This is a genomic window from Neobacillus niacini, from assembly GCF_048572935.1.
Classification (GTDB): Bacteria; Bacillota; Bacilli; order Bacillales; family Cytobacillaceae; genus Neobacillus; species Neobacillus niacini.
On record NZ_CP183883.1, the window covers coordinates 1,441,630 to 1,455,688 of the forward strand.

The window sequence follows — 14,059 nt, forward strand, 5'->3', positions numbered from 1 at the left end:
ATATGAAAAGTACTTTAAAGGATTTGAATGACAAAAGGAGGAACAACAAATGAAACCGTTAACAGGGCATACCCTGGAGCACACTCTCCCGTACGAAAATTATGTGAATCCGCAAATATTTGAAGAGGAAAAGAAAAAGATCTTTCAAGACAGCTGGATTTTAGCTGGACACACAAGCCAGGTGGAAAAACCGGGGGATTTTTTTACTTTTGATATAGCAGATCAGCCATTAATCATTAGCAGGGATAAAAACAATGAATTGAATGCCTTTTACAACATTTGCCCGCATAGAGGAACCAAAGTGGAAAAAACCGAATGTGGAAATAAAAAGGTTTTCACTTGCACCTATCATGGCTGGACATTCCACCTGAACGGGAAATTAAATAGGGCGCCAAACTTCGATACGAATGAATTAGGAAACCATAGCTGTATGCCACAAGTAAAGCTTGAAGTATTCCAGTCCATGATCTTCATAAATTTGAACCCAGAAGCAAGACCAATGGAAGAAACATATGGAGAATTTATGGCCAATCTGGAAAGATACACTTTCTTGGAGTCTTTGAAAAAGGTTCGGGTAAACCAAAGGATCATTGATGCTAACTGGAAAGCGGTTATTGATAATTATCTGGAGTGTGATCATTGTAAGATTGCCCATCCTGAGTTTTCAAAAACATTTGATATGAAAAATTACCACATCGATTTACATGGTAATTTCTCATGTCAATATTCAGAGTTAACCAATAAATCGAATGAACAACAAGATGATCACGCCAATTTCTATTGGGTATGGCCAAACTTGATGGTGAGCATTTATCCTGGAAAAGAAGGCAATATGACGATAAGTCAAATCTTGCCGCTATCACCGGATAAATCACTTGCCATCTATAGCTACTACTTTAAATCGGATGAAATTAGCGAAGAGCAAGAGGAACTGATTCGTTTTGTCGATCAGGTAAGATTAGAGGATTTCGACCTAGTAGAGTTATTGCAAAAAGGGTTCCATACGAATGCCTTCAAGCATGGAGTGTATTCACCGACTGAGTATGCACTCAAATTTTTTCACAACCTTTATGAAGAAGCTATGAACGTGAAAGAAGGAATGCTATAGCGTACCCCTTCGTTTATATGAAAATAGATTTATATAGAAATATATTACTAGACATATTTGGAGGATTAAAATGAATAATCAAACAGAATTCACAGCCGTTGCAGATCCAAATGTTAAAGGTTACCAAACAGAATTCACAGTTGCGGACGCCATTGTAAAAGAGCTCCTGCAAGCAGGAGTGGAAGCAGTATTTGGAATCGTTAGTATTCACAATATGCCAATTTATGATGCGATCCTTAGGGATGGAAACATCCGGACCGTTACTGCCCGTGGTGAAAGCGGAGCAGTCAACATGGCTGACGCCTATGCCCGTGCTACAGGAAAATTGGGTGTTGTCATCACAAGTACAGGTTCTGGTGCAGGGAACGGTGCAGGTTCCTTGTCAGAAGCATGGAACTCAAGCACGCCAGTTTTGCACATTACTGGGGAAGCGGATTCTAATTATATTGGAACGGATCAACGTTATATCCACGAGGCGAAAGACCAGTTAAAAATGATGGAGGGAGTCAACAAAGCAGCTTATTTGTTGAAGCGTCCAAAGCAAATCATTCCGTTTATGCGTAAAGCAATAAAAGAAGCGCTATCGGTACCAACAGGTCCGGTAACTGTTTCGATTCCAACGAATTTCCAGGCACAGATTATTCCTAACAATCAATTAATTGAAATGGAAGCGCTTCAAAAACAGGAGGTAAAACTCAACATTCCTGCTGATGTTGTTGAAAGGATTGCTTTAGCAAAAAGACCCATCATTTGGGCAGGCAATGGGGTAATTGCGTCAGGTGCATCAGAGGAACTGCGTAAGCTGATAGATAAAATTCAGCCTGCGGTCGTTACAAGTGAATCCGGAAAAGGGTCTATCCCTGAAAACCACCCGCTTTGCATCGGTAACTTTGCGTTTTTCCCTCAAGTGGAGGCACTATTAAACAAGTCGGATTTACTTATTAGTGTCGGTGTCCGTTTCCGTGGTAGTGAAACAAATGGATGGACACTTCCGGTACCGGAAAATCACATCAATATTGATTTGAACCCGAATGCCTTTAATCGTAACTTTGATACATTGTATACACTGAACGGAGATGCCAAGGCAGTCTTACAAGAGATTAATCGTCTTTTGGCCAATAAAGGGATCCATCCTGATGCAGATTATGTCGATGAAGTGAAGTCAGTCCGTCAGGCTGTACGTGATGACCTGCGAAGCCAAATTGGGCCTTATGGTGAAGTGGCGGATATTATGCGTGAACAGCTGCCTGAGAATACCGTTTTGGTGACGGACGTAACGATCCCTGGATACACTTGGGGAAATAAATTGTTCGATATTTATGAACCAAGAGACTACCTCTACATGACAGGCGGCGGAATCGGACAAGGTTTGCCAATGGCGATTGGCGCCAAAATTGGTCAGCCGGATAAAAATGTCGTTCTTATTGCTGGTGATGGTGGATTCATGGTGAATTCAAGTGAGATGATCTCAGCGATTCAGGAAGATGCGCCGATTATCGTTTTATTATTCGATGATGGCGGCTATGGAATCCTACGATACTATCAAGAAGCGGCATATGGCCGACGTATATCGGTAGACTTGAAAAACCCTGATTTCGTCATGCTGGCAAAATCAATGGGATTCAAATCAGAGAAAGTTCGCACGGTGGAAGAGTTCAGAGCAGGATTAGCGAATGCCATCGCAAGCAAAAAGCCTTATATGGTTGTAGTGGATGTAGAGGCAGTTGGAGTGTTGGAATACAAGGATTCGGACGAATACATTGCTTCTTTCCGTCCAAAACAGGGATAGATTTCCGCCGTATTTAACGTTATCCCCCACTTCTAAAGTGGGGGGAGCGCAAGCCATACTGGGAGGTACAAAGCTATGACAAAAGAGTTAAAACACTATATAAATGGGCAATGGGTAGACTCAAGTAACCCGAACAAACTTGATATTATCAATCCCGCAACACGGAAGGTCATTGCCAGGGCACCGAGCGCTACAAAGGAAGAAACAGAAGAGGCAATCAAAATTGCAAAAAGAACGTTTGAAAGTGGGATTTGGTCTGATCAATCTCAACAAGAGCGGGCGGCTGTTTTACTTCAGATTGCAGATCTATTACAGGAAAACAGTGATGAATTAAGAGATTTAGAAGTACAGAATAATGGAAAAACGAAAAGAGAAGCAGCGTCGGATGTTGAAGAGGCAGTGAATACATTTCGTTATTATGCAGGTCTGCTTAATGTGCCTAACGGCCAGGTTTATGAAACCTCCGGAAATATGCAGACATTGATCATTAAGGAACCAATCGGAGTTGCGGGATTAATTGTCCCTTGGAATTTCCCCTTATTGATGAGTGTATGGAAGATTGCACCGGCACTTGCGGCTGGTAATAGTATCCTTTTAAAACCTGCGGAAATTACTCCGATGACAGCAGTAAAATTGTTTGAACTGATTGATCAGTCCGATTTACCAAAGGGAGTTGCTGCCCTCATTATGGGAGATGGACCGGTTGTTGGCCAGACGATTGCTGAAAGTGATGATGTAGATATTGTTTCCTTTACTGGAAGCACAGGGGTTGGCCGCCATATCATGCAGGCCGCGGCCGGTAATATGAAAAAAGTGTCGCTTGAGCTGGGAGGGAAATCTCCGAATATCATCTTTGATGATGCCGATTTGGAAACAGCACTTGATTACTCTTTATTTGGCATTTTCATGGGATCTGGTCAGGTTTGTTCTTCTGGGAGCCGGATTCTTGTCCAAGAAGGACTGTACGATGAATTTGTTCAGAAATATATACAAAAGGCCAAAAAGATTAGAGTAGGTCCTGGACATGATGAGCACTCCCAAATGGGGGCTATTGTTAGTGAAAAGCACATTAAGAGTATTTTAAATTACATCCAGATTGGTAAAGAAGAAGGTGCGAACCTTGCTCTTGGCGGTAATAAAATCGAGGGTAACGGTTTAGAGGATGGATTTTTCATTGAACCTACGGTCTTTACCGATGTAACCGCCGATATGCGGATTGTCAGGGAAGAAATCTTTGGACCAGTTGTTACGATCCAGAAATTCAAAGATGAAGATGAGGCCATTAAGATTGCCAATGACACAGAATATGGACTTGCAGGTGCTGTTTTCTCTACTGATCATAACAAAGCCTTACGTGTCATCAAAAAGGTTCGTGCAGGGATCACTTGGGTAAACGCCTACCATCTTACAACGATTCAAGCGCCATGGGGCGGATATAAACAAAGCGGCATCGGCAGAAGCCTAAGTACGTATGGATTGGATGAATACCAGGAAACGAAACAGATTAACATTAATCTTGATCCTGTACCTATTCGCTGGTTTGAATAGTAACCTATTTTTTTTGAAGTGATAACAACAAATTCATAGTGTTAATAGTATTTTTAATAGTGGCTGCATGATGGTAGAAAGAAGAAATTCTTGGGAGGTATTGGAATGTCTAAACCATATTTAATTGTTGAGTGGAATGATACAGAAACGGACGCACAGGGGTGGCTTGTTGTTCATAACTTCGTGAAAGGATATACAGGCGGCGGTACGAGAATGCATCCGACAGTAACAAAAGAAGAGGTTGAAAGATTGGCCGAAGCGATGGCTTATAAGTACGTAGCTAGTGACAGCGGAACGACCGGAGGATGTAAAGCAGGAATTAAATATGATTATAAAGCTCCAGATGCGAATGCCGTATTAAGGAGATTTTTAATCGCGATGATGCCCTATATTGATAGCGGGGTATCTTTAGGAAGTGACCTAGGTACGAAGTACGAAGATGTACTACAAATCTTTAACGAATTCGGCATCGACATCCCGCTGACAAATTCAATGAAACAAAATCCTGCGATTCTTCAAGGGATCAAGGATTTTGATGGGCTGATGAAAACAAGAATTGATGGATTGCTTTTAAATGATGCTGTCACAGGATATGGTGTTGCGTTTTCAGCCGATGAAGCTTGGAAGTTTAAAAATGGTAAGGACGGCGCGAAGGTTGTCATCCAAGGCTTTGGTTGTGTAGGGGCAAGTTGTGCATTAAAACTGTCTCAATTAGGTTATAAAATCGTGGGAATTTCAGATGCAAACTTGTTAGTCACCTGTGAAGAAGGATTGGATATACAAAATCTTATTGACCATAAGAATGTATATGGAGAAATGGACCAAGATAATTTTGAACCAAACTATACGGTAAGGCCGAACTCTGAGTGGCTCGATGTGGATTGCGATATTCTTATCCCCTGTGCATTAGAGGACGTGATCAACAAGTCTAATGCTGATAGAGTTAAAGCGAGTTTGATTGTTGAAGCGGCTAATATACCATTATCTTCTGAAGGAGATGAAATCATCAAACAAAGAGGTATTGACATTGTTAATGATTTTGTTGCGAATCTTGGTGCAATCAGATTTTATGACGCTGTTATTTTTGGACTGGTCAAACCAGATCCGCAGGCAGTGATGGATGATATTGAAAAGCTATGCCGAAAAAATACCGATCAACTATTTTTAGAAGCGAAGAAACAAAACAGATATCAGCGGGATGTTGCGTATGAAATTTTTGAACCTGAGGTCAGTGATTTATTAGAGTTGACAAGCATGTCTGAGAAGGAAGCCGTCAGATAAGCAGGTAATAAAATGGGGCATGATTTGCCCTATTTCTTATACGGATCGAAAAAATACAGGGGGAATTGGATGAAACCAGAACAAGGAAGTCAACCAAAAGAATTAAAACGTTCGATGAAAAGCAGGCATTTATTTATGCTGTCCATAGGGGGAGTCATTGGAACTGGTCTTTTCCTAGGATCGGGGTATGCGATTGGTGAGGCCGGACCTTTCGGGGCTATTACCGCCTATTTATTCGGCGGCTTGCTAATGTACTTGGTTATGGTTTGTCTTGGGGAGCTATCCGTCGTCATGCCGGTTTCGGGTTCATTTCAGGCACATGCCGAGCGGTTTATCGGTCCTGCCTCTGGGTTTATGATTGGATGGACTTACTGGCTTAGCTGGGCCATTTATGTAGGACTAGAGTTTATTGCAGCCGGTTTGCTGATGGCCAGGTGGTTTCCAGATGTACCAGTCTGGGTATGGTGTGCTGTTTTCTCCTTACTTTTATTCGGTATAAATGCCTTGACTACAAGAAGCTTTGCTGAGATGGAGTACTGGTTCTCTGCCATTAAAGTAGTGGCTGTTCTCTTTTTTATTGTCGTTGGCGGGGCAGCGATTTTCGGGTTGGTCCCTATAAAGGGACAATCGGCCCCTTACCTTTCAAACTTTTTCGGTGACGGAATATTTCCAACAGGTTTCATCGGCGTCTTTATATCCGTGATGACAGTCGTTTATGCCTTTATGGGTTCAGAAATTATGGGAGTTGCAGCCGGTGAGACAGAGGATCCCGAAAAAAGTATCCCAAAAGCTATTCGGAGTATCATTGTCCGTATTTTACTTTTCTATGTACTGGCCACTTTTGTCTTATCAGCCATTGTTCCGTGGAAACAGGCAGGTGTGCTCGAAAGCCCATTTGTAACGGTATTCGATATGACAGGAATTCCTTATGCGGCAGATATTATGAACTTTGTTATATTAACAGCGATACTTTCAGTGGGAAATACAGGTTTGTTTGCTTGTACGAGAATCCTTTTTTCACTTTCCCAAAGCGGTCAGGCTCCTCTAGCCTTCGGTAAGGTAAACAAACGCGGTGTTCCGATGAACGCCTTGCTTGTGACGCTCGCCTTTGCTTTGCTTTCCTTGCTTACCAGTGTGATAGCAGAAGAAACATTATTTGTTGTCCTGCTTGCCATCAGTGGTGTTGGAGGGGTCGTTACGTGGATGGCCATTGCGTTTGCACAGTATAAATTCCGCAAACAGTATATTGCGGGTGGCGGAAAGCTTGCGGATTTGAAATATAAAGTTCCTTTCTTCCCGCTCGTTCCAATTGTCTGCCTTATCATGTGTGTAGGAATCGTCGTGTTTACTGCTTTCGATCCTGCGCAGCGGACATCGCTTTATATAGGATTTGGCTTTGTTGTCGCTTGTTATGTTTTTTACTACTTTAAATTTACAAGAAAGAAAGTGGCTACAACCGTCTTAACAAATGGGGAGCCTGATAAGATCGTGCAATAGATTTAAAAAAGCCTAGTTGTGTATGGATGGGCACCCAAAAATCAGATACCTTTCCAAAATTCAAAAAGATAATGGTTGCATGGAGTTTCTATTGTCAGAAGGTTCAAATATTAGCTATCCAAATAAAACATACCGTTTACTGAATTACATTTATCTATTCTAAACTAGGATGGTGAAATATGAAGAAGAAGGTATATCTATTAACTTTAATACCAGCCTTGGGTTCACTTTTTGTCATTAATCGGGTGGAACCCTATATATTTGGATTGCCATTTGTCCTTTTTTGGTCTATATGCTGGGTTGGTCTGACATCCCTATTCTTAATCATTGCTAATAAGCTGGATCCGGCGAATAAGGAGGAGGAAGAATTATGAACGCAGCCCTTCTAGTTATCCTCTTTTTCCTCGGATTGTGTATTTGGTTAGGTTTGCAAGCCCGGAAAGGGAAAGAAATGACGATCGAGCAGTGGTCTGTCGGGGGACGGGGTTTTGGAAGTCTTTTGATGTTCTTTTTATTAGCGGGTGAGATGTTTACCACCTATACATTCTTGGGAGCAAGTGGTGGTGCTTATCGATCCGGCATGCCTCCTGCCATATACGCTTTTAATTGTTTTTACTTTGTAATCGCTTACTGGCTGCTGCCTCCTATTTGGAAGTATGCTAAGAAAAATAAAGTCGTATCCCAATCAGATTTTTACGAGAAAAAGTATAACAGTCAGGCATTAGGTATTCTTGTATCCATCATCAGTATTGTTGCCGTTATCCCTTACTTAGTGATGCAGTTAAAAGGATTAGGAATTATTGTATCTGAAGCTTCCTATGGTTCTATTTCTCCTCACATGGCAATCGTCGTAGCGGTGACGGCTGTTACCATTTATGTAACGGTATCTGGGATGCACGGAGCCGCATGGACTGCCATTATTAAAGATATCTTGATCTTAGCTGTTATGGTCTTTATGGGGTTTTATTTCCCTTTTCATTATTACGGCGGCATAGAGCCGATGTTTGAAGCCATTGATACCGCCAAAACTGGGTTTTTACTATTCCCAGAACAAGGATTAAGTATTTCATGGTTTGTTTCGGCTACGATCATGACAGCACTGGCATTCTACATGTTTCCACATATGATGGCGGGGATATTCTCAGCTAAAAGTGGAAAATCACTGCGTATAAATGCAGGGATCATGCCCATCTATCAGGTAATTATCGTTTTTTCTTTGATCATCGGTTTTTCTGGTGTTTTACAAGTGCCAGATTTAAAGGGGCCCGATACAGATTTGGCCTTATTTAAAATGGCGAAATTGTCTTTTGACCCTTGGTTTGTCGGAGTCATAGGGGCAGCTGGAGCCATGGCCGCCCTTATCCCAAGTTCTTTGGTATTGACGGCAGTTTCAACGATTCTTTCTAAAAATATATATAAGGCATGGAAACCGAACACAACAGACCAACAGCTGGCAAAGCTGGCCAAAAGGTTGGTGCCTATTATAGCGTTGGTAACACTTTTCTTTACATTTAATGGAGGGGAATCGATTCTTACGCTATATCTTATGTCTTATAGCTTTATGGTTCAGTTATTTCCTGCTTTGTTTTTTAGCCTTTGGAAAAGGAACCCGGTTACCGTTCAAGGGGCCTTCGCTGGAATGATTGTAGGCAGTATCATCGTCATTTATTCAACCATTACAGAAATGTCACTTGCAACGTTATTCCCGTCATTCCCAAATGTCATTAAGGATTTAGATTTAGGACTGGCCGTATTAATCATCAATGTTGCTGTAACGCTGGGAGTTAGTGTTGTAACGAAGAAAACAGTGGCTAGTGTGGATGATGATACCAAATTAGTAATCTAGCATGAACTAATCTTAAAAATGATTGATAGAAGAGTTTAGGAGGATTTATCAATGCGCCATTTGAATTACATTAACGGCCAATGGAAAGAACCAACGACCCTTGAATATAAAGAGAATCTTAATCCACATAATGGAGAAGGCTTGGGGGAATTCCCATCCAGTGCAGCAACTGATGTACAAGATGCTGTAGCTGCTGCAAAAAATGCTTTTCCAGCTTGGAAAAAGCTCTCCATTCAACAAAGGGCAGTGTATTTACAAAAAGCTGCGGCTATTTTGAAAGAAAACATAGAGGAAATAGGACGGGATTTAATTAAGGAAGAAGGGAAGGCGTTTTCGGAAGGGATGGGGGAGGCTAATCGCGCAGTAAGCATCCTCGAATATTTTGCAGCGGAAGCACGGCAGCCACTTGGAGATGTCATACCTTCCGCGAATGAGAAAACATTTTTGTATACGACCCGTACACCCCTAGGTCCTATTGGCTTAATTACACCATGGAATTTTCCCATTGCCATTCCAGTATGGAAGATGGCACCAGCACTTATATACGGAAATACAGTGGTGATTAAGCCTGCTGATTTAACACCGAAATCTGTCTATCACGTTATGAAGGCTTTTGATGAAGCTGGTCTGCCAGCAGGTGTCCTTAATTGTGTATTTGGCAGAGGATCTGTTATTGGGAATGAATTAGTGAACCACCCAGATATTAAAGCCATTTCTTTCACCGGTTCAAACCAGGTAGGAAGGCAGATTCAAAAACAGGCTATAGAACACGGAAAAAAGGTACAGATGGAAATGGGAGGAAAGAATCCGCTCGTTGTTCTCAATGATGCAGACCTTGAAAGAGCCGTTGAGATAGCTGTAGGCGGAGCATTTAAATCTATCGGTCAAAAATGTACAGCAACGAGTCGTGTAATTGTCGAAGAAGGGATTTACGAGTCATTCCGTGATAGGCTTGTCAAGCGTACGAAGGAATTAACCATTGGTAACCCGCTTCACGAGGGAACCGATATCGGGCCGGCCGTATCAAAAGCACAGCTTGATGGGGTGCTCGAAATGATCAAAGCGGGGAAATCAGAAGCAACACTGCTTTGCGGTGGAGAGATCCCAGAAGATGAAGAATTAAAAAATGGCTTTTATGTAAAACCAACAATCTTTGAAAACGTGCCTAAAGATGCTCGTATTGCCCGAGAGGAAATTTTCGGTCCCGTTCTTGCATTGTTTAAAGCAAAAGATTACGAGGAAGCAGTGGAAATGGCAAATGATACTGAATTTGGTCTTAGCGCAGCCATCTGTACAAACAACCTAACATTGGCCCGCCGCTTTGTTGAAGATGCGGAAGTTGGACTTGTACATGTGAACTCGGAAACTTCGGGAGCTGAACCACAAATGCCTTTTGGCGGAGTTAAAAATTCTAGTTCCGGCAGTCGTGAACAAGGAAAAGCTGCTATTGAGTTTTATACAGAAGTGAAGACTGTTTATATGGATCCTATGTAATTCTTACTATTCAACAAGGAAAATCAAAATGGAGAGGGGTCCTAATGAATATGTATGATTTTGCAATCGTTGGCGGAGGAATTGTTGGTTTATCCACAGGGATGGCCATTTATGAGCGTTTTCCCAACGCGAAGGTAGTTGTCATTGAGAAGGAATCCGTTGTTGCCGAACATCAAACAGGGCATAACAGCGGTGTGATTCATTCGGGCATTTATTATAAGCCTGGTAGTTTCAAAGCTCGTTTTGCCCGTCAAGGAAGTAAATCGATGACTGCATTCTGCCAAACACATGGTATAGACCATGATATTTGCGGAAAAGTAATTGTTGCAACGAAACAAGAGGAATTACCGCTTCTTGAAAGTTTATATAATCGAGGGCTGGAAAATGAATTAGCTATTCATAGAATCGGTCCAGATGAATTAAAGGAAATCGAACCACATGTTAATGGTTTAGGAGCAATACGTGTTCCGGTCGCTGGCATCGTAAATTACAGACAAGTTAGTGAAAAGTTCGCTGAAATTATCCAAGAGAATGGCGGAGAGATTCGTCTAAATACAAAAGTGGAGAAAATGCAAGAAGAATCGGATCAAGTAATCATTGAGACAAATCGCGGAACATTAAAAGCTGGAATGGTCATTAACTGTGCTGGGCTTCACAGTGATCGTGTAGCACGAGCAACAGGATATAAAACAGATATGAAGATTTTGCCTTTTAGAGGCGAGTATTACAAATTAAAACCTGAAAAGCGTTATCTAGTAAAAAATTTAATTTATCCGGTTCCAAATCCAAAGTTCCCATTTCTGGGGGTCCATTTTACACGAATGATCAGCGGTGAAGTCGATGCGGGACCAAATGCTGTGCTTAGCTTTAAACGGGAAGGATACAGAAAGACAGATTTTAATGCAAAGGATTTACTAGAATCATTAAGTTTTCCTGGATTATGGAAAATGGCAGGGAAGTTTGCGAAGGAGGGGCTTGATGAATATATTCGCTCCTTCAGTAAGAAACAATTTACAAAGAGCCTTCAGGAACTGATTCCAGAAATCCAAGAAGATGATTTAATCCCTGCACCTGCAGGGGTCCGTGCTCAAGCATTAAGGAGTGATGGAAATATGGTGGATGACTTCCATATCATTCAAGGGAAACGAACGATCCATGTATGTAATGCGCCATCTCCTGCAGCAACGGCTTCAATCGAAATCGGAAAAGAAGTTGTGAATAGAATACCAGAACAAACAAACTTAAAAGAAGCAATACTAGTTTAATTAATTCCTTTGAGAGGTAGGCCTATTATGCTGAATGGAAAGACTATTTTTATTGCAGGTCACGCTCGTCTGCCGCAAGGAATGGCAGCAAAAAGCGTCTTCGATACGTTAACAATCACAGCTGAAATCGATCGTAAATACGGTGTAATCGTCGAGGCGTCTTGTACTTTAGCAACCGAGCAGGGGAGCGACTTTATTGGCCGTATATTAAAGGGCATTAGTCTAAATGATGGAGTAGAAGGCGCGGTTGAGGAAATTGAAACCTATTACCGTGGCAAGGCAACAAATGCTCTTGTTGCGGCTTTAAAGGATCTAGACCTTCATTTCCATCAAATAAAGACGGAAGAAAAGCAGAAGGTCATATAAAGTGGGCGATATGTTATTTTAAACTCCTCTTGCAGCACAAAACATCGGACGGGCAGTAGCGTCTGATGTTTTGTGCTGCTTTGAACAGTAAAAGGCAACATTATATCAGTCCTGTCCGAAGTCGAGGCAACTTCGGACACCAGGAGTGAAAATTACTTTAGCCCTGTCTGAAGTCGAGGTAACTTCGGACACCAGGAGTGAAAATTACCTTAGTCCTGTCCGAAGTCGAGGCAACTTCGGACACCAGGAGTGAAAATTACTTTAGCCCTGTTTGAAGTCGAGGCAACTTCGGACACCAGGAGTGAAAATTACCTTAGCTCAGTCCGAAGTCGAGGTAACTTCGGACACAAGATGGCAAAATTCCTTTACACCTGTCCGAAATCAGGAAACCTTTTTACAAAAAATGTTTTCCGACATGCTGTAAAAAATACTCGGTTTCCCAAGCACCTATTATGCTAATTTTCGTACAAAAGTAATGTTAATCAGGTTGATAGTTAAGTTATTCATTTTAATCTTCCACTTCATAACTGAACTACGTACAGATATTTTCGAATTATTCAAAATAATCAATTGACAATCTATCATATACAACATATACTAAGAGTAGTCAAAATATTATTAATACTTCCACTCCTGAATAACACCCTTTCAGATCCGTGGATAGATTATAATACTTGGAAACAGGAAATATAAACAACCATTAACTGCTAATTCATTGTGACTCTATTAACCATAGAGCTGTGAAATGATTATAAGCCAGTTGTACATTGAGTCCCGCTTTTTTTGGGTACTTTGTGCAGCTGGCTTTTTATATTCCTTAATTTCCATATTTTAACTATCTTACACAAAACAGGAGGAATAAAAAATGGTAATCACAGAAAAACAAAGAGGGAAATTCGAAACAAAAACAAATAGGTATGAAGTGAAAGTTCATCCGCAAACAGACCGTTTATACCACATTCAACTTTCAAAAAAGGCCATTCAAGGGTTTTTGGATACCGTCAAAGCAGAGAATTATTCTGTCCAGCATTTAGAATATACACCCTATTCTCGTCTTATTGTCTCTTCTATTTTATTAGATCATGTTGGAGAAGAATTCGGCGACTTACTTCGAAACATCGTTCATGACCGTGAATCTGGCGGATTTACGATTGGTTTGGATGGTGTTACTGAGGATACAGATGAATACGTTATTTTCTCTACTGCTATTTCTTATTTGTTAGGTTCATCAAACTTTGATTCAATGTCTGGAAAATATTATGCACGCTTTTCTGTCAAGCATACTGATAACAGTGACTCCTATCTTCGTCAAGCTTATCGCTTATTTACCCTTCATACGGATGGGACATTTGTAGATGAGCCGACAGATTGGCTGTTAATGATGAAAATAGTAGAAGAAAATGCATGCGGCGGTGAATCTCGATTATTACACCTTGATGATTGGAAGGACCTTGATACGTTTTCAACTCATCCACTGGCATGCCATAAGTTTACTTACAAAGCACCATCTAGTAAAAATGTAGATCAGGAAATTCAGCGCTTAACCTTCTTCAACTACAATAATAAGCCTGGTGTATGCTTCATCGACCAATTTGTCTATCCTGAAACCATTGAAGAAGCTAAATACCTTCATGATCTTTCCCATTCAATGGAAACCGATGAAAGTGTTACAGAACTCAAACTTCCAGTCGGAGATTTAGTAGTGGTTAACAATATATTCTGGTTACATGGGCGTGCAGCCTTTGAGGTAAACCCCAACTTGAACCGCGAATTACTACGTCAGCGAGGACGTTTTCAACAGTAATTGTCCCAAGTGACAAGCACCGCCCGATTTATGTCATAAGGCCAATTATCCTTTTCTTGGA

The 14,059-nt window shown here is 41.2% G+C and carries 11 protein-coding genes; all 11 read left to right on the forward strand.

Features of this window, described 5'->3' with window-relative positions; translation table 11 throughout:
• The first annotated feature begins 49 nt into the window (after positions 1-49).
• The 11 genes from ACN6MT_RS06875 to glaH all read left to right on the forward strand — a co-directional run bounded on the left by ACN6MT_RS06875 (position 50) and on the right by glaH (position 13,998).
• A complete protein-coding gene (locus ACN6MT_RS06875) occupies positions 50-1,108 on the forward strand; it encodes an aromatic ring-hydroxylating oxygenase subunit alpha (protein ID WP_419955265.1) in 1,059 nt (352 codons plus the stop codon).
• A 70-nt stretch (positions 1,109-1,178) separates the two neighbouring features.
• Positions 1,179-2,897, forward strand: coding sequence for a thiamine pyrophosphate-binding protein (locus ACN6MT_RS06880; RefSeq protein ID WP_419955266.1), 1,719 nt, complete (start codon positions 1,179-1,181; stop codon positions 2,895-2,897).
• A gap of 75 nt (positions 2,898-2,972) precedes the next feature.
• Positions 2,973-4,445, forward strand: a complete 1,473-nt coding sequence (locus ACN6MT_RS06885) for an aldehyde dehydrogenase family protein (RefSeq protein ID WP_419955267.1) — start codon at positions 2,973-2,975, stop codon at positions 4,443-4,445.
• A gap of 105 nt (positions 4,446-4,550) precedes the next feature.
• The gene (locus ACN6MT_RS06890) at positions 4,551-5,726 is read left to right on the forward strand and encodes a Glu/Leu/Phe/Val family dehydrogenase (protein ID WP_419955268.1); all 1,176 of its coding nucleotides are present in this window, start codon (positions 4,551-4,553) and stop codon (positions 5,724-5,726) included.
• Between the two features lie 69 nt (positions 5,727-5,795).
• Positions 5,796-7,223, forward strand: coding sequence for an amino acid permease (locus ACN6MT_RS06895; protein WP_419955269.1), 1,428 nt, complete (start codon positions 5,796-5,798; stop codon positions 7,221-7,223).
• Between the two features lie 179 nt (positions 7,224-7,402).
• On the forward strand, positions 7,403-7,597 hold the full coding sequence (locus ACN6MT_RS06900; protein ID WP_419955270.1) for a DUF3311 domain-containing protein: 195 nt from the start codon (positions 7,403-7,405) through the stop codon (positions 7,595-7,597).
• The gene (locus ACN6MT_RS06905; RefSeq protein WP_419955271.1) at positions 7,594-9,069 is read left to right on the forward strand and encodes a sodium:solute symporter family protein; all 1,476 of its coding nucleotides are present in this window, start codon (positions 7,594-7,596) and stop codon (positions 9,067-9,069) included. The genes ACN6MT_RS06900 and ACN6MT_RS06905 overlap by 4 nt, the downstream gene beginning before the upstream one ends.
• A 51-nt stretch (positions 9,070-9,120) precedes the next feature.
• Complete coding sequence (locus ACN6MT_RS06910) at positions 9,121-10,563, forward strand: aldehyde dehydrogenase family protein (RefSeq protein WP_419955272.1); 1,443 nt, start codon at positions 9,121-9,123, stop codon at positions 10,561-10,563.
• Between the two features lie 50 nt (positions 10,564-10,613).
• A complete protein-coding gene (gene lhgO, locus ACN6MT_RS06915) occupies positions 10,614-11,828 on the forward strand; it encodes an L-2-hydroxyglutarate oxidase (protein WP_419956399.1) in 1,215 nt (404 codons plus the stop codon).
• 27 nt (positions 11,829-11,855) lie between these two features.
• The gene (locus tag ACN6MT_RS06920; protein WP_419955273.1) at positions 11,856-12,194 is read left to right on the forward strand and encodes a DUF3870 domain-containing protein; all 339 of its coding nucleotides are present in this window, start codon (positions 11,856-11,858) and stop codon (positions 12,192-12,194) included.
• Between the two features lie 865 nt (positions 12,195-13,059).
• Positions 13,060-13,998: a glutarate dioxygenase GlaH gene (gene glaH / locus ACN6MT_RS06925; protein WP_419955274.1), complete on the forward strand. Its 939-nt coding sequence runs from the start codon at positions 13,060-13,062 to the stop codon at positions 13,996-13,998.
• Positions 13,999-14,059 lie beyond the last annotated feature (61 nt).